19 protein-coding genes and 1 tRNA gene are annotated in these 16,797 nt (G+C 41.2%); 14 read left to right on the top strand and 6 right to left on the bottom strand.

The window, feature by feature from the left end; all coding sequences use genetic code 11:
- Nucleotides 1-169 precede the first annotated feature (169 nt).
- The 4 genes from V7O66_RS07460 to V7O66_RS07445 all read left to right on the top strand — a co-directional run bounded on the left by V7O66_RS07460 (nt 170) and on the right by V7O66_RS07445 (nt 1,952).
- Nucleotides 170-865 (top strand): radical SAM protein, encoded by a 696-nt coding sequence (locus V7O66_RS07460; RefSeq protein ID WP_406659678.1) that lies wholly within the window; start codon nt 170-172, stop codon nt 863-865.
- A gap of 76 nt (nt 866-941) precedes the next feature.
- Nucleotides 942-1,253, top strand: a complete 312-nt coding sequence (locus V7O66_RS07455; protein WP_406659677.1) for a DUF5611 family protein — start codon at nt 942-944, stop codon at nt 1,251-1,253.
- 45 nt (nt 1,254-1,298) lie between these two features.
- Nucleotides 1,299-1,805, top strand: coding sequence for a chorismate--pyruvate lyase family protein (locus V7O66_RS07450; protein ID WP_406659676.1), 507 nt, complete (start codon nt 1,299-1,301; stop codon nt 1,803-1,805).
- A gap of 75 nt (nt 1,806-1,880) precedes the next feature.
- Nucleotides 1,881-1,952: transfer RNA gene (locus tag V7O66_RS07445), tRNA-Thr, on the top strand.
- A gap of 167 nt (nt 1,953-2,119) precedes the next feature.
- Here V7O66_RS07445 and V7O66_RS07440 read toward each other — a convergent pair.
- Nucleotides 2,120-2,368, bottom strand: a complete 249-nt coding sequence (locus V7O66_RS07440; RefSeq protein WP_406659675.1) for a hypothetical protein — start codon at nt 2,366-2,368, stop codon at nt 2,120-2,122.
- 613 nt (nt 2,369-2,981) lie between these two features.
- Between V7O66_RS07440 and V7O66_RS07435 the strand changes: the two genes are divergently transcribed.
- Nucleotides 2,982-3,944 (top strand): PEF-CTERM sorting domain-containing protein, encoded by a 963-nt coding sequence (locus V7O66_RS07435; RefSeq protein WP_406659674.1) that lies wholly within the window; start codon nt 2,982-2,984, stop codon nt 3,942-3,944.
- A 64-nt stretch (nt 3,945-4,008) separates the two neighbouring features.
- Here the strand turns inward: V7O66_RS07435 and V7O66_RS07430 are convergent, their stop codons facing one another.
- Both V7O66_RS07430 and V7O66_RS07425 read right to left on the bottom strand, forming a co-directional pair.
- Complete coding sequence (locus V7O66_RS07430) at nt 4,009-4,227, bottom strand: hypothetical protein (RefSeq protein WP_406659673.1); 219 nt, start codon at nt 4,225-4,227, stop codon at nt 4,009-4,011.
- 43 nt (nt 4,228-4,270) lie between these two features.
- On the bottom strand, nt 4,271-4,948 hold the full coding sequence (locus V7O66_RS07425; RefSeq protein ID WP_406659672.1) for a class I SAM-dependent methyltransferase: 678 nt from the start codon (nt 4,946-4,948) through the stop codon (nt 4,271-4,273).
- A gap of 122 nt (nt 4,949-5,070) precedes the next feature.
- Here V7O66_RS07425 and V7O66_RS07420 point away from each other — a divergent pair, with 122 nt between their 5' ends.
- Complete coding sequence (locus V7O66_RS07420) at nt 5,071-5,412, top strand: PRC-barrel domain-containing protein (protein ID WP_406659671.1); 342 nt, start codon at nt 5,071-5,073, stop codon at nt 5,410-5,412.
- Nucleotides 5,413-5,476: 64 nt separating this feature from the next.
- On the opposite strand, the gene V7O66_RS07415 is transcribed toward V7O66_RS07420, so the two are convergent.
- Nucleotides 5,477-6,406: a cache domain-containing protein gene (locus V7O66_RS07415; RefSeq protein ID WP_406659670.1), complete on the bottom strand. Its 930-nt coding sequence runs from the start codon at nt 6,404-6,406 to the stop codon at nt 5,477-5,479.
- Between the two features lie 38 nt (nt 6,407-6,444).
- Nucleotides 6,445-7,263, bottom strand: a complete 819-nt coding sequence (gene budA / locus V7O66_RS07410; RefSeq protein ID WP_406659669.1) for an acetolactate decarboxylase — start codon at nt 7,261-7,263, stop codon at nt 6,445-6,447.
- A gap of 575 nt (nt 7,264-7,838) precedes the next feature.
- Between budA and V7O66_RS07405 the strand changes: the two genes are divergently transcribed.
- Together V7O66_RS07405 and V7O66_RS07400 are read left to right on the top strand one after the other, a co-directional pair.
- Nucleotides 7,839-8,531 (top strand): hypothetical protein, encoded by a 693-nt coding sequence (locus V7O66_RS07405; RefSeq protein ID WP_406659668.1) that lies wholly within the window; start codon nt 7,839-7,841, stop codon nt 8,529-8,531.
- A 349-nt stretch (nt 8,532-8,880) separates the two neighbouring features.
- A complete protein-coding gene (locus V7O66_RS07400) occupies nt 8,881-9,459 on the top strand; it encodes an acetate uptake transporter (protein WP_406659667.1) in 579 nt (192 codons plus the stop codon).
- 74 nt (nt 9,460-9,533) lie between these two features.
- On the opposite strand, the gene V7O66_RS07395 is transcribed toward V7O66_RS07400, so the two are convergent.
- The gene (locus tag V7O66_RS07395) at nt 9,534-10,247 is read right to left on the bottom strand and encodes a helix-turn-helix transcriptional regulator (protein WP_406659666.1); all 714 of its coding nucleotides are present in this window, start codon (nt 10,245-10,247) and stop codon (nt 9,534-9,536) included.
- Between the two features lie 246 nt (nt 10,248-10,493).
- Here V7O66_RS07395 and V7O66_RS07390 point away from each other — a divergent pair, with 246 nt between their 5' ends.
- The 6 genes from V7O66_RS07390 (at nt 10,494) to V7O66_RS07365 (ending at nt 16,747) form a co-directional block, all read left to right on the top strand.
- On the top strand, nt 10,494-11,051 hold the full coding sequence (locus tag V7O66_RS07390; protein WP_406659665.1) for a hypothetical protein: 558 nt from the start codon (nt 10,494-10,496) through the stop codon (nt 11,049-11,051).
- 200 nt (nt 11,052-11,251) lie between these two features.
- A complete protein-coding gene (locus tag V7O66_RS07385; protein WP_406659664.1) occupies nt 11,252-12,331 on the top strand; it encodes a tetratricopeptide repeat protein in 1,080 nt (359 codons plus the stop codon).
- 494 nt (nt 12,332-12,825) lie between these two features.
- Nucleotides 12,826-13,560, top strand: coding sequence for a fumarylacetoacetate hydrolase family protein (locus tag V7O66_RS07380; RefSeq protein ID WP_406659663.1), 735 nt, complete (start codon nt 12,826-12,828; stop codon nt 13,558-13,560).
- Nucleotides 13,560-13,859, top strand: a complete 300-nt coding sequence (locus V7O66_RS07375) for a hypothetical protein (protein ID WP_406659662.1) — start codon at nt 13,560-13,562, stop codon at nt 13,857-13,859. The genes V7O66_RS07380 and V7O66_RS07375 overlap by 1 nt, the downstream gene beginning before the upstream one ends.
- A 105-nt stretch (nt 13,860-13,964) precedes the next feature.
- Nucleotides 13,965-15,674 (top strand): glutamate--tRNA ligase, encoded by a 1,710-nt coding sequence (locus V7O66_RS07370; RefSeq protein ID WP_406659661.1) that lies wholly within the window; start codon nt 13,965-13,967, stop codon nt 15,672-15,674.
- Nucleotides 15,675-15,787: 113 nt separating this feature from the next.
- Entirely contained in the window at nt 15,788-16,747 is a 960-nt protein-coding gene (locus V7O66_RS07365; RefSeq protein ID WP_406659660.1) for a YbgA family protein, read from the top strand.
- The last annotated feature ends 50 nt before the right edge of the window (nt 16,748-16,797 follow it).

Raw genomic sequence — 16,797 nt, 5'->3', positions numbered from 1 at the left:
CACCGTTTATTTAGACATTGATGGTTTAAGCTACATAAATAATAATCGCTGATGGACCTATGTTTATATTTTTCCACGGATGATCGGATAATTGTAGAAAAGTATAATAAGTTCAGAAGACGATTCCTTTATGGAATACTTGGAAGAAATTAGTGCTGGAAGGAATATCATGAGGTTAATCAATTTATCTGATAGTAAAGGGCAGATCAGGATAGAATTTGCAGGCTGTAATATGAAATGCCCCTATTGTGTGCACATAAAGCAACCTAAGGTGGAGTGGACAATTGAGGATGTTGTGGACTTTGCCATCAGCTCAAGCACCGAGGATGTTTATATGGGCGGAGCTGAGCCAACTTTGCAAAAAGAACTTTTACCGCTCATTGAGCAACTTCATGCTGCAGGCAAGAGCATCATACTCAAATCAAATGGTATGAAGCCGGAAGTTCTAAAGACTGCTCTTCCATTTGTCAAAGGTTTTGTGCTTGAGATCAAAGCTCCTCTGGATGATATTCCTGCAATTATGGAGCTTGCCGGGATGTCAGAAGAACGCACTGTCAAATATGTGTCACTTCTTCGTGAGTCACTGGTGATTGCAAGGGAAAAATGGATGAGGATATGGATAAGGGTTATTCCTGAGTTTATTAATACTGAAACCATGCCAAAAATACTTCCTGATCTGAAGGGTGCATCCGAGGTTATGCTCTACCAGTTCATGAGCAATCCGGATTTCGATCTTCCTTTCATGGGTCATGATGAACCTACGCCTGGGTGGGCTGAGATGCAACAGCTTGGTGAGATCGTGCTTGAAGAAATCCCAATGGTACGAATTGTGGGCGAGATGGGGAGCCAGATTCTAAAAAAATAAGCATGAATGATTATATGGTGTATCCCCATACCGGTAAGTTTATTCGTGTGAAACAAGTTATAATGGGTTGATAGAAATGAAGGAATACAAATTAAAGCGTGGATTTAAGCCTGAGACTGACAGGATATATGAATGTATGACAGAGATCTTTCCAAGTGAGGTCGTCCGTGATGGGGATAAGCTGACCACGTCTTATGGTATACTGTCCGAGCTAAGCGCTTGGATAGTGGATAAGAAGCTGGTTGTTGATACGGTTTCTGATACTTCCAATACAGATGATGAAGTGATTCTTGACTCCAATAAACGTTTCAGAGATTTCCTCCTTGCTGCTACTGGCTATACTGCAAAGGAGCGCTTGAAGCAGGCTAAGAAGGCTGTTGCCAAATAATTCTTCACTTTTTCCCTTTCCTTTATTTCTACAGGTTGGTGTAGTATGGATTTTATTGATAAATTGAAGAGCTTCGATATTCCCACGTGCCTGAGGGTATGTGCAGGTACGGATGGTTCGGTGACATTCCTACTGGAGATTATGACAAAACATCCCACAGCGGTTGTGACAGAGTTTCAGCATATCGTTCCTGCCGATGAGAATATGGCAGAGATATTTGATGTGGATGTGGGCGCGGACATCAACGAGCGCGTGGTCACACTCAAATGCGGTGACGTTCCCTTCGTGCATGCAAGATCCCTTGCAGCCATCAAGAACATGCCAGAGCCAGTTCGCTGTGATATGATGAAAGCCGATATCCCAATAGGCAGGATTCTGCGTGACCATAATATCGAGACGCGCCGAGACTTTGAGAGCATCGACATACTCGAGAACGAGCCACTCTTCGATACCGACAAAGTACTGTCCCGCAACTATCGCATCGTTCACCACAACGGCGTACTCATGTGGATCAACGAGCGTTTCCCTGTAGATTCTCGCTGGTGCTTATAAATCAATCCTCTCCCGACCGAAACCTTATTAATTGAGTTTGTGTATTAAGGAAAAGCACTCCGCTACTAATTTTGTGCCTCGGTGGCTTAGGGGTATAGCGCGTCCTTGGTAAGGACGAGGTCGTGGGTTCAAATCCCACCCGAGGCTTGAAATCTCGGGGTCAAAAGCCCCTCCATTTTTCGTTTTTACATTTGTTTAACTTCAATAGCTTATGCTAGTAAAAATAAATGCATATTTTTCAGAAAAGATGTTTTAGATTAACTTCCAAATAAAAAAGATGCATTACTGAAGTAATGCATCAAAAAAGAATTTATTTAACAAGCATTCCCATCTTTTAGTGAGTTAAGTATTGAAGGAAGTTTAACGCTCAATACTTCAAGATCAGAACCAAAGAGAGTGAAATTTTCCCATTTGTTTGATTTCTTGTTGAACTTGGAGAACTGAAGCCATTTCACAGTTGAACCATCATCCTTCTTTTTTTCAGAAATTGAGACGGATGTATTTGCCAAATGGATTTTTTCACCTATCTGTCTGATTCCATATTCATTATATTCATTTTCCATTTAAAAAACCTCAATTAGAGATTAGAATATCAATACATGAACTTATAGAATATTACTAAAAAGAAAGTGCAAAAGTAACGATAAAATAGTATTGTTTTTGAGTAACTCAATATTGCGGCATTAAATTTATCAGCTTTTTGGTGTGGTCATGATGTTCCTCAATTGCGCTCGCAGTGTTCGTCACATCATTTAGAGAAGGTTGGTTTGGTATTTGACAGACAGAATTACTTTGTAACTCTGTCTTTTATAGGTGGTTGATGTGTCAATGCGCCCACTGGTCGCATTCGCACAGGATTTTTGATTACTTGCAACATTTGAACAATAAAGGTGTGGCTTGCAGCCACACGCATACCGTTTACTACAGGGGTGGGGTTTGTCGACCCCACTCCGTAAACGATATTGCTTTTAATCACGGGATGATATGCTGTGGGTTTTTAGTTTGCATGAGTCGAGTGTATTAATTTATACATCTCTTATAAAATGGAAAGTTGAAACGACAGGTGGATAGTTATTAACATCGTTAACTTCCAGAATAGAACATAAGTATTTATGCGTTAAAATCGAAATTTTATTTGAACATACTGTACTCAGTGTGATTTTGTGGGGTACTAAAATGAGAAATAAACAGAATATGATACTTTGTATAGGCGTAGCCTTAGTATTTATGATAATATTTGCAGGGAACGCGGTTGCATCTACTGGTGGAACCGTTGACCTTGAGAAATACACATTAGGTACGGATGGTGTCTGGTATGATGCTGACGTGGTAACCGGTCCAGAGATTCCGGTTGGTAATCCTGTTAAATGGAAATATGTGGTCACGAATAACTTAGATCCAGTAAATGGACTACATGAACCCGCCGATACATATGCACCAGGAGAGATGGTTATTACAAGTCTTAATGATGAACATCCAGCTGTCCTTGACATTTTCGAGGATGAAGATTGCACTATCCCTGCTTTTCATGATGGGGCACCGATGCCGCCAGTTCCAAAAACCATTCTTTCTGGTCAAACAGTTGAATATTTTGCCTGTGGGATAGCTGCATCTGGCCAGTATGAAAACAGGGCCACTGTAGATGTTGAAGAATATTATCCTGGGCCAGTTCTAGTAGGCACGCATTATGATGAAGATTTTAGCCACTACTTCGGTGTTGTTGCATCGATTGATATCGAGAAATCTACCAACGGCCATGATGCAGATACTGGACCTGGGCCGTCCATCCCTGTTGGTGATCCTGTTCTGTGGGAATATGTAGTCACAAATGATGGTGATGTGCCTCTGATACTTGTTACCGTTGCAGATGATGATCCGGATGTTGCCGTTAGCTGTCCAACGTGTGCACTTGCACCAGGTCAATCCATGACATGTACCGCCTCTGGTATAGCTGTAGCTGGACAATACACAAATCTGGGTACCGTGACAGCTCAATGGGATGAGGGATCAGTATCGAATTCAGACCCAAGCAATTATTATGGTGGTGCGGATAACGAAATTCCAGAGTTCCCAACCATTGCACTCCCTGTAGTTGCAATACTTGGTCTGGCATTCATATTCCAGCGCAGGAAGGAATAAATCAAAACCATATTTAGAGCATCCGGAAGACCGGGTGTTCTATTTCTTCTTTTAGACATATTTTTCATGAAAGAGCATCAATAACCTCACAGGTATCATACAATCCCAGGACTGGGGAAGGCTCAATAAGTATCTGTGAAGGGGAGAGGGAGAAGGTTCCCCATTTGTCTTTTTGTAGGGTGTCTACTTTGATGAGGAGGGGATTATCATTATCATCCTTGATGGTTTCTACTATGAGGATGGCCATCATTCTGTCACAGTAGCGGCTGTCTATTAGGTCCATGGATTGCATGTTGAGCTATGCGTACTGTTCCTTTGAGTTTGTCCTACCAGTTCTTCTCTCCCAGAACTATATCTATGGGTAAACCCAGCAGTGACATCTCTGTATAATCTACTATCTGGAATCCGGCATCTTCAAGTGACTGCCTGACAAATATCTGTCTGCAATCGAAAACACTCTGGAAATGCTCATGTAACCATCCATAGATGTCCGGCATGGATGTTTCCTCTCCTTCCCTGGATAGTGCCACAACACATATCCTGCCACCTCTTTTGAGTGCCCTGCGACATTCCTCCAGAACAAGCGGGATATCTGGTGTGTCGAAGAGGTCAAGTACAAAGCTCATGAAGATCGCATCAAAGGAATCATCTTTGAAAGGAAGCTTGGGGGCGTCACCGCATAGTATCTCTGCCCTTGCTGACCCGGGACTTTTCTCTATTGTGGACCTTGCAGTTCTGCACATGTGTTCTGATATATCAATTCCATATGCTTTGCCCGTCTCCCCTACATTTCTGGCTATATCTGCAAGGCAGTGCCCTGTTCCAAACCCTATTTCAAGGACACTCTCGCTAGTTCTGACATCCAGCTTTTGAATACCTATCCTCTTGTATTTTCCTTCGAAAAGGTTGAATAGAGAATAGAATCTGCTCATCCGGTCATAGCTGTTCTTTGTCTGTTTTCTTGTCCTTTTGACCCTGCCGATCATCTGTTCATTTTGTTTCATAATCAGTTTATTTCTGCCACATCTTTTGCATTTTATGATAATGCCTAAATAGTTTCATCCCGAATAATTATTGTGGGAGGCATGATAAATGCCTATTGAATTGTTAATGGAGGTATATAAATATGACAAAACCTAAGATGTTATCTGTAGAAACCATAGCCAGAGATCCTATAAAGAATGCAGAAGGAAAAGAAATTGGGAATTTCATAGACTTTATGATAGACTTGGAGCAAAATTGTATTCCATACGTCATTGTGTCGCTCAAAAATAGAGGTGGATATGTTGGCATTCCATGGGGACTTTTCAAATCAGGGGAAAAACACAGTTTTATTCTGGATGTTGATAGCTCCATGCTGGATAGTGCACCGAATTTTTCAGAGGATAAATGGCCTGATGTATGCACTCGCGAATATCAGGAAAAGATTTACAAGCACTTTTGCTGTCCGATATGTTTGGAACGCTAAATAAATCAATTTCCTTTTTAGGAGATGATCTTCTTTTCATTTTTAAAAAAAGTGGAGTGAGGAATCACTCCAGAATGATCTCGTTCTCTGGTTCCCATGCAGGCTGGTCTATGGCAAAGAACTCAAGATCAACGTCTCCGTTGTTCTCCGTGTGCTGCTTTGAGTTTGCAGGTATGAGAACAAGTTGTCCTTCACTCAGTTCAAATGGCACATCTTCGATGTAGAGCACACCTTCTCCTGCAAGAACATAATGTGCCTCAGGATTCTTCATTATATGAGCTTCAATGGATCCGCCAGGATTGATGATCACATGGGCTATGCTGTAATCCACGCCAAGTTCCCTGTCAACTCTTGCCGGGTGGAGGACATTACCAAGGGATACGTCGCCAAAGCGTGTGAAATGTTCTTCGCCTTCATCTTCAAGATTATTGGTGTAGACATAGTCATCTACGTAGAGGCCGGAGTGCACAAGGTATGTCTGGTTACCGATAGTAGTTCTCTTGACGAATGTGGACTTCTTGGAAGGGGAGTCCTCACCTGGCTTTGGCCAGTGGTAATTGACCCATCCCTCGCCCTCTTCGCTTAAAGCAGTGTCTATGAACATCCTGCCTAGCGGTTTGCCATTATAATCTTCAAGATCGCTCGCATTCTCACCCTCACCGCTTACCTTTGGGGGGAAGACAACACGTATTCCTTCAGTCGTCCAGATGGTGATGTAGGAATCATCATGATACCACTGGCTGTCCTCTTCTCTGAATTCAGGAAATGCAAGCTCTCCTTTTTCATCTATAAGGTCAATAGCAGCATTTACCTGGGACATTCTATACTCTTTCTGGGACAATAGCTCAGTCGGATCTTCTGTAATTACCTGTTCTGTGACTATTTCTCCTTCCTGTTCACTAACGGATGTGTCTTCTGGTTGTACACAGCCAGCAGCTGCCAGCAACAGAACAGCCATGGACAGGACACAAAGTATTTTTTTGAAATTATCCATATTATAACACCTGTTAAATTAAAAGAAATGTAAAAATGCTATTTTTCCACCTGCTTCAGTTCATCTTGTTTGTTATCGGTGAGGTCCACGCTGGAGAAATCATCATTCCTTGGAAGTTCCAGCATGAAGTCATAGGTCTGGTCTATCTGCACGTTTGCATTACGGAGGTCGAATTCCAGAACATGACCACCCGCTGTCCTGTCCTCTGTTATGAAATGGAAATGATATCCCGGTACGTTTATACCATCAATGTATTCCGGCAGCCAGAAACCTATTACAGTGCCCTCCGTATCGTTGAACTCGAAAGTGGGCTGGTTTTTTGCCACTTCTACAAGACGTGGGTATGGTTTGTTCTGCTTCGGAACACTTCTGGTCTTCATGTGGTCAAAAGTACCGTCTATTCTGAAAGCGTAGATGATGTTCTTACTTGGCATCAAACTTACCAGATATTCCTCAAGCTGCTGCTGGCTCATGGATTCATTGATCACGATATCTTCATCGACATCAAAATATGTAACCGCAGCAAATGGTGTCATCATTGAATCATTTACAGTATAGGCAATCCCATCCGCCCTTATCTGATAAACATCGCCATCAATGGCAATCATCTCTCCATCAAGGCCGTTGAAAGTTCCAATACCAAAATCACCATGCTCCTTCATCTCTTCAAAAGTGATATCTCCATCATACACCCCTTCAAGGAGGGCGTCAATAGTCGATGTCTGGAAAAGGAGATCACGATTAATCCCGGTAGCTGAAAAAGCATCACCGTCCGCTTGCTCGTCAACGCACCCGGACATTCCTATGCTCATTATTAACAATATCAGTACAGTCAGCACACAATTATTTTTGTTCATTCTTGCCTCAAGTTTGTATTTAAGCTACGCTTGCAATCGATTCATTAGATTGAATTACTGTACACTATCATTCAGAGGCAATATTAATCAGTTAATACTATATTTAACTTATTAATAAATTAAAGTAATTAAAAAGAGAAATTGATTGGGAGCAGCTGATTTTTCAGACTTAATTTTGTCTCCATATTCATTTATAGTTAAGTACCTATGGTTCCTTATTTATGAAACATAAAACCGTATTCATTAGAGGGATTTTTTAGTATCATAAGTTCTAAACAATCGGTTATTAACTATAATTCCCATCTGTTTGTTTCTTTGTTTTTCCTTGCAGTTAGGGTAATTTTCGCTATTCTGGAAATAAGGAACTGATTAATAATCTCGTTGATGCAAAGAATAAGTGCTCTGAAATTTCTATGTTTTTGAAGAAGCTTGTTGGGGGAAGGTTGTAGTTTGCTATAATTTTTATTAGTATTTATGATTCTAATTGTTAGTACAAAAGCTATATATGTTACCATAGCAATATTTCATTGCAACATATTAGGTATGCGCTAAAATTCCAGGAGGAAATGGTGAGTATGGAATCAAGTAGTAAAGATGTATTGGCAAAGAAAGGAAACGTTTTAGCAATTCAATCAAAAGGAATAATGAAGCCACAGGCATTTTCGATATCCAAAGCTTATTCGAACTTAGTGACTGATAAAGAAGTATGGGCAGAGGGTACTGAAGAAATTTTGAAACAAATAAAGGATAGAGAGCCTCTTGCACATGTTCCTGGTTACTTTTTAACAGTTGTGAACATGGCTCAAGTTTATGATATTCCTGCTGTAAGGGAGAAAATGGAAAAATCTCTTGGTGATGAAACATTGATCAAGTTATTTGATAATTTTTTAGATCATGGCTTTGAACCAAGTGTAAAAATGTCAGCAATTTACCATGACCTGTTTCCAAGTATGGTTGGGATCTTCTACGTATCTGATAATATAGCAGAGGATTTTATTGGCCCGGATAATCTTCAGAGTTTCACACAAGAATTTAATGAAATCGATGCTTCCGATTCTCAAGATTTTTCCGTTACTCACTATGAATCTGAAATGAGGTCGGGTACTTCGGAAATACAATCCGATAAATCTGAAATAAAATCGAATATATCTGGAATACAATCAGATTTATCTGGAACACAATCGGGTATGTCTGGAACGCAGTCTGATTGGTGGAAATCAGTGGATTCGTTTGAGGATGCAGGTTCACTAATTGGAATTATATTCTAGATAGCCTTTCAGTAAGGGTATGGGTTCCCAATAGACTGCGCAATTGGGTGCTTTATTGATTGATTTGTAGGAATATTTCAATATGGGGTGGATGGGGGATCTACAGTTTAAGTGAACATTGTCAAAATCCTGCGTTAAAACAATCAGATCACAATAAGCCACATACTGAAACTTTGTCTATCTGGCAACAAAGGCGAGCTTTTGAATTGCTCGCCTTTGGATTATCGCATTACCCTTTATTAATAAGATTTTCTAAGCTCTTGAAATAACTGCTGACAATTGATAATATTTATATCCCACTCTCTCATAAACTATAATATCATTTTTACAGGAATGAATGTTAGGAGGTATGGGTATAGAGGAAACTATAATCAAGGATATAACTGCAAATCCGGCACCTTTGGGACTAATGGGTTTTGGGATGACCACGGTGCTGCTTAATTTACATAATGCAGGGCTCTTTGGACTGGGGTCGATGATTCTGGCTATGGGGCTATTTTATGGAGGTTTTGCTCAAATTATAGCAGGTATTTTAGAATGGAAGAAGGGTAATACCTTTGGTACAACTGCATTTATTTCATACGGGGCATTCTGGCTCACTTTAGTGTTTATAGTGATCGCACCAAAATTAGGATGGGCTGAGGCTCCGGATTCAATAGAAATGGCAGCATATCTATTTATGTGGGGATTGTTCACCTTTGGAATGTTTGTGGGAACCTTCAAAGCCAACAGGGCCTTGCAAGTAGTTTTTGGAACATTGACGTTGCTATTCCTATTACTGGCCATATCTGATTTCACAGGAAGTGCATCACTAAAACAGTTCGCAGGTTATGAAGGAATACTCTGTGGTTTCAGTGCGATTTATCTGGCACTGGCTGAAGTAATAAATGAAAAGTTCGGTAAAACGATCTTGCCAATAGGTGAATAACAAATTGCTTGTATTTGCTTTACTGACAAGTAGGTTCTGGGAGTGAATCATTGGCAATATCAGGAATATTCTGATTACCGATCAGAATACATGATGCCAGTCACACTTTCAGCACCATTTTTGTAGTGCTCGAAAAGTTCTTTTCCCCAGTTAATTGCGCTTTCTGATCTTGATACCATGTGGCTGGGTTCAAAATCTCCTTTATCGTTGAACAACCATAATAAAACCAAATTATCGCTTACTATTATGCCTGGAATCTTCATTTCCTTGGTGGCATATATGGTTGAGTTTTCAGATTGCAGATGACTTTCATAAACGTCTCTGAACTCAGTTTCCAGTTTTTGAATGACATTCTCTGTCAGCACTACTGATGTTTTTGTGCCATTTTCAGTAAGTGCAGTAAAAATGGAAGGATGAGCTGGATGGATGAACGATGAGTGTACAAGAATAGATTCCGATTTCATAATTCCCTCAAGAATATCCGATCTTAACTCGAACATTTCATTCAATTCCGACTCTATGACCTGGCAGGGATGCATATCTCCAAGTCTCTTGAACAGATGCTCCGGTATTGCTGCAAGATCCCTTGTTACCCAGTAATCATAATCCGCTTCAATGATATCCGCAGTGCTAACAATATTTTTTATCTCGCTGACCATCAATCTACCGATATTTGTCAGTCGAACTGTTCCATTGTCTTTTAAGATAAGCTTCTGTTCACTCAATATTTTGATCTGAGGCAACAGCCCCTGTCTGGGAGTCTCGAGTTTATCAACTATCTGGTCCATTGTTTTTGGAGATTTTTCTAGTAGTAATAGTAATCTTTTTCGTTTCTCCGATAAAAATATGGTATCCAATAAACCCCGTTTCATAAAACTCCCCTTTCTTTAAAGCTGTGTATTTCCGTACAGGAAGTATACTTCCACACTTCATATATAATATTACCTTAGGGGGGATATATTCATAACTGTGACCTAAGTTTGAGCATTTCCCAACTTATTTATCTTCTTTTTACAATATTATATTGTAGAACAATGAAGATCAATGACTCCGGTTCACTTTCGGAAAATTCAGGTCACAAATACTCCATTGATGATCCGCTTAAAAGAGAGGAACTCATGCATGAGCTACTTTCAGAGCGTTATCAGCTTGAATTGAAACGCACTCAAACGATAGAGAGCAAGGCATCCAATCTCGTCATTATTTCCGGAATCCTCATCGGACTTATGGTGAATGTTGTTGTTTCCATACTGTCCGGGAATTTGATATCGACAAGTCTTATTTCAAATTCACTTATTTTGTCAGGCCTTCTTAGCCTAATTCTTTCTCTTTTCTATTCAGTGTCGGCACTATACCTGTCCCTGCTCAAAAACCAGCCGGATATTACGTATCATACCCTTCAATTTGACATGAACTCTCCTGTGTTGCATATGCTGAAAAGGTCATCTGAAGAGTACGATAATGTCATTGTTTTTAACAGGATGAAAAATGACCATAAATCCGCCCGCTTGAAAAAAGCATTTTATTTCTTCGTACTGGGTGCGCTTCTAATGGCTTTTTTCCTGCTTTCCATTATTGGTGTGCTTGTTTAGTCTGCTGTCTTTATATTGCTGAAAGGCCAATAAATATAGCATGGGGCAATGCAAAAGTAATTATTTAGTGAGTTTTCTATAACAAGTAGATTATATTTGTCGGTACATTATTGATATCAATTAGTGCTTGATCTGGCAGATCTGCTATAATATGTCTGCTGTATTTGCTATAATTGCTATTTATCATAAAGGGTGTAAACATGGGAATGCTTGATGAAGTGAAGTCCAAGAAAAAGGAAAAGGCTGCTGAAAACTGGTTTAAAATGGCAGAGGGTGCCAAGACTCCGGAAAAACAGATAGAATACTATACCAGATCACTGGATTCCAATCCTTATAATGCTGAAGCATGGTTCAGGAAAGGCAGGATCCTGGAAAAGATGGGGAATTTCGAGGAGGCAAAGAGAAGCTTTGACCTTGCCATTGAGATCGATCCGGATTACCAGGGAATAATTGGTAGGAAACAGCCTGCAATGGAAGAAGTTGAGCCAACTTTCGAGGATATGGCTCCTGAGGCAGTTCCAGATGTAGCGCCGGATACTGGGGAAAATACCTTTTCTGATATCTCTGCTGTGGATTCTGGCGAAGAGCAGGCATTTGAAACCGTAGATGAAGATACAAAGGATGGGGGATGGGTGACCGAAACCCCTCAACCGGAAAGGGGTAGCTTTACTCCTCCAGTAGGCGAGGAATCAATATTCAGTAACCTTGATTCTGAAGGTCCTGCTGATGAGGATGAATCAGATGATTCAACATTTGAATCCTCTCTTTCCGATGTAGGGGATGAGTCCGTCTCATCGTTGGAAAGCATTGAATCAGAAGAACCTATTCCTGAAGAAACACCTGTTGAAAGAGCCACGTTTACCGATGTGTTCTCTGATGATGTCAAAAAGGAGGACAATACATTTACTGATGCACCTGATGTTGAAAAATTAAGTTTTTCAGATGCTGATAAGAATGTAAATGTGATTGAGCCTGCACCATCTGTTTCAACGCCAGCTCCAGCTCCTACAATTAAGGAAAGTAGTCGTTCTGCATTTGAAGCACCACAAACAGAAACAGTTGCAGGTACCTTATCTAAGCCGGTATCGGCTGCACCCTTATCATCAGTATCTTCCGCACCATCCATTGCAAAACCAGTTGCAAGTGCATCCCCTATTGCATTAAATGCTAACCAGTGCGTGGATGTCAAGATTCCTTTGAACGAAGCTTTAAGATTCTGGGCGATTGGCATAGTGGCAATGGTTATTGCTTTTGTGATTACCAATCTGATAATAAGTTAATGTTCTTGTGCAGGGATATCTTACAAAAACCGGTATTCCTGCAAAAATTATTTTTAAAATAAAAAAGCGAGTTTGCCTAGCGTAAGCAAACTTTTTGGTCTTCAAACTTTCCGAAAACAACATCTACAGAGTAGTTATATTTGTCCCGCTCATGGAATCTGCACTCTGTTTTCCTGGCTATAATTTTACTTTCCATTTTATCCCTCACTATTGTTTGCTGTTAAGATATAATTTCAGGAATCCATATTTCCTTAATGTAATGTACATCCGGGCAGTATATATATTTAATTTTAATAATAAATAGTGAACTATATATTCATCATGTATATTCAACATAATTATTGTTAATGTTAGAAGTTCCATGGCAGGATTTTCTGAATAGAAATAAACTCGATAGCCTCATATATTACTACTATCTATTTTTAGGCCAAGTTCCTGCATGTTTAAGAAAAAGCACCTATCCTTATCTATAATGAGAACGAACAGTTGCATTAATGTTTGGTCGATTCAGGTATGCGGGCGATATATTCTACGGTGAGGTAAATGGTGATACAGTCACATCTCACGAAGGTGATGGTAGGGCATATTCTCTCAAAGAACTCGATGTACTCCCTCCTAGCAATCCTACTAAAATAGTATGCGTGGGACTGAATTATCATGACCATGCTGCTGAGCTTAATATGGAAGTCCCGGACGAGCCAATACTTTTCATAAAACCTCCTTCTGCGGTAATAGGACACGAGGACAAGATCATTTATCCGAAAGGTTTTAGCAGCAAGGTGGATTATGAGGCAGAACTCGCACTGATAATCGGAAAGAAGTGCAAGAACATAAGCTATGATAGGGCATTTGATGTAATTGCGGGATTTACCTGCTTTAATGATGTTACTGCACGCGACCTGCAGCAAAAGGATGGTCAGTGGACACGGGCCAAGGGTTTTGATACCTTTGCACCGGTTGGACCTTTCATTGTACCTGCTGTTGATTTTGAACCGGATAATGCTTCTATCAGAACAAAGTTAAATGGTGAGATCATGCAGGATTCCAGTACATCAAATCTTATCTTCGATGTTTCATATCTTATTGAGTTCATTTCCGGGATCATGACACTTGAAGTAGGCGATATAATTGCCACCGGTACTCCTCCGGGTGTGGGTGAGATACATCCGGGTGATGTCGTGGAAATTGAGATAGAAGGAATTGGTAATTTAAGAAACGAGGTTGTATAATGCTGTTTGATCAGGTTAACAGGGAACTGGAGCTTGCGGAACGTCATCTCATGGTTTTAAAAACGGTGGTTGAAAGAGGTCCCATAGGAATTTTGAAACTTGCTGAGGAAACAGGTATGCCCACACACAAAGTAAGATATTCACTTCGTGTTCTGGAGCAGGAGCATCTAATAAAGCCTTCATCTCATGGTGCGATCTCAGGTGATTCTGTGGAGGAGTTTCTCAAGGAATTTGAGGACAATATTGTTGATATTAACGCAAGAGCAGCCCATATCAAGGAAATAGGCGATTCCGTTTAAGCATATTATTTATATCTCTTTTTGTATTCATTCATGCAAGCATAGTATCAGATCGGTCAGAAGCCGATATGATTTTAATTCAATTTTATCTAATGGAGAATTTTGATGACTTTAACTGAAGATGACAGGAAAAATGTGGAAAAATACGCTCTTCAGAACGCAGTAAAATATGGACAGGCACCACAGATCGGTGCTGTTATGGGTCGTGTTATGGGAGCATGCCCTCACCTGCGTCCAAAGGCAAAGGAAGTAAACCCTTTAATTCAGGAAATACTTGTAGAGATTTCTAAGGAATCCCCTGAACAGTGGCAGGCACGTCTTGAGGTACTTGCACCTGAACTAATCGAGGAGTTAAACACCAAGAAGGAGCCTGATAAGGGGCTCAAACCCCTTGATGTCGCAGAAGGTGATACCGTTGTCATGCGTTTTGCACCAAATCCAAATGGTCCTCCTACTCTTGGAAGTACGCGTGGTATCGTTGTAAACTCTGAGTATGTGAAGAAATATGGTGGCAAGTTCATCATCCGATTCGATGACACTGACCCACAGACCAAACGTCCTATGCTTGAAGCCTATGACTGGTATCTTGAGGACTGCGAGTGGCTGGATGCAAAAGCGGATGAGGTTGTTATTGCTTCTGACAGAATCCCTATGTATTATGATTATGCTCGCAAGCTCATAGAAATGGGGCATGCGTACGTCTGCTTCTGTGAAGGTGGGGATTTCAAGAAGTTCAAGGATGCCAAGGAGGCATGTCCTCACAGGGATCAGAGTCCTGGGATGAACCTGGAATTTTGGAATAAGATGGTTTCAGGCGAGTATGAGGAGAAGACTGCAGTCCTGCGTATCAAGACCGATATCACTCACAAGGACCCTGCACTGCGTGACTTTGGTGCATTCAGGATCGTCAAGACTCCACATCCCCGTCCTGAAGTCGATGACAAATACTGTGTCTGGCCACTGCTTGATTTCGAGGGTGCTATCGAAGACCATGAACTCGGTATGACTCATATCATCAGGGGCAAGGACCTGATGGATAGTGAAAAACGGCAGACATATATCTACAATTATCTGGGCTGGAAATACCCGAAAACCACCCACTGGGGCCGTGTAAAGATGCACGAGTTCGGTAAATTCAGCACAAGTGGATTACGTCACTCCATCGAGGAAGGGGAATACACTGGCTGGGATGACCCACGCCTGCCAACCCTGCGTGCTCTGAGAAGACGTGGAATTCTCCCTGAGGCGATACGCAAGTTCATGATCGATATGGGTGTCGGTGAGACTGACATCAGCCTTAGTTTCGATACTCTCTATGCCGAGAACAGGAAGATCATAGATCCTAAAGCCAACAGGTATTTCTTCGTATGGGATCCGGTTGAGCTTGAGATAACTGATGCTGAGGCATGCACAGTAACTCCTTCCCTCCATCCCACTGAGAAGCGTGGAACTCGCAGCATAGATGTAGGTTCAAAGATATACGTATGCAGTGATGATGTTGAAAAACTCGAACTTGGGTCAAAGTTGAGACTCAAGGACCTCTACAATGTGGAAGTCACATCAACAGAACCGCTTCAAGCTCGCTACATCGATGATTCCATGGATACAGCCAAAAAGGAAAAGATGAGGATAATACACTGGGCACCTGAGAATGGAGTTCCTGTAAAAGTCCTTGCTCCCCACGGTGAATTCGAAGGCATCGGTGAGAATCAGATCGTTGAAGAGCTGGACAACGTGGTACAGTTTGAGAGGTTTGGTTTCTGCCGCATTGATGATGTGGGTAAAGAGATAGTGGCCTATTACACACATAAGTGAAAGGGGATTCTGGGAAAATCCCTTTTCTTTTTATTATTTTTGTATCTGTTCTTGCTGGATTCTTAGCAATTTCGTCCAAAAACTCTTTTTTATTGTTTATCGTTTACTATAGCATGGAAACTTTTCCAATGTCCCAATTCCCACGTCCTATCATCGTGATAAGTAAATGTCTCGGTTTTGCTGCCTGTCGTTACGATGCACAGATGGTGGAATCTCCTTTTGTGGAGTCCATGAAGCCGTTTGTCGAATTCATTGATGTCTGTCCTGAGTGTGAGATCGGACTCGGTCTTCCGCGAAAACCTATTCGCATAGTTCTCGACGGTGAAAAAAGGCTTGTACAGCCGGCTACAGGACGCGATCTGACTGACAATATGAAGGATTTTGCAGAGTCATATCTTGAAGAGCTTGACGATTTTGATGGTTTCATTCTTAAATCGAAGTCTCCTTCGTGCGGGCTTGGGACGACCAAGGCTTTCTCTGATGATAAAGCCCATAAGTTCATGCACAGTCACGAGAACGGTTTCTTTGCGGATGCTGTGATCAGTGGATATTCGCATCTTCCGATTGTGGATGAGCTGGGAATTGCAGACCCTCTGCTAAGGGATCATTTCCTTGCCCGGATATTTGCACTTGCATCTTTCAGGGAAGCAGCTTCTTTGAGAACCACCCAGGGACTTCTGGATTATCATACTCGTAACAAGCTTCTGTTCATGGCCTATAACCAGGATCTAATGAGGATTATGGGTGATGTAGTTGCGAACGGGGAAGGGTGCAAGGTGGATGAGGTCTATGAGCATTATCTTCCAATGTTGGTGGAATTGCTGTCAAAACCGGCAGACTCCGGTTCTGTGGTCAATGCAATGATGCATGCTTTCGGTTATTTCTCCCGCAAACTAAGTGCCAGAGATAAATTCCTCTTTCTCAACAAACTGCAGGCTTATCGGGAGGACAACTCTGCTATATTCGAGCTGAGAAAAATACTAATTTCCCGGGCGCAGGAATTTGAGCTGGAATATCTTTGTGCCCAGACATTCTTCTCTCCGTATCCTCCTGAACTCTCTGATAGTTTATGATGGGAGCACGATGATGTAGATAATTTGATATGTTTTCCCGTATCATCTTA

Origin of the sequence: Methanolobus sp. ZRKC3, assembly GCF_045291275.1 — an archaeon.
Classification (GTDB): Archaea; Halobacteriota; Methanosarcinia; order Methanosarcinales; family Methanosarcinaceae; genus Methanolobus.
The sequence above is the reverse complement of the archived record's forward strand: the minus strand, read 5'-3'. Positions and strand labels throughout refer to the sequence as shown.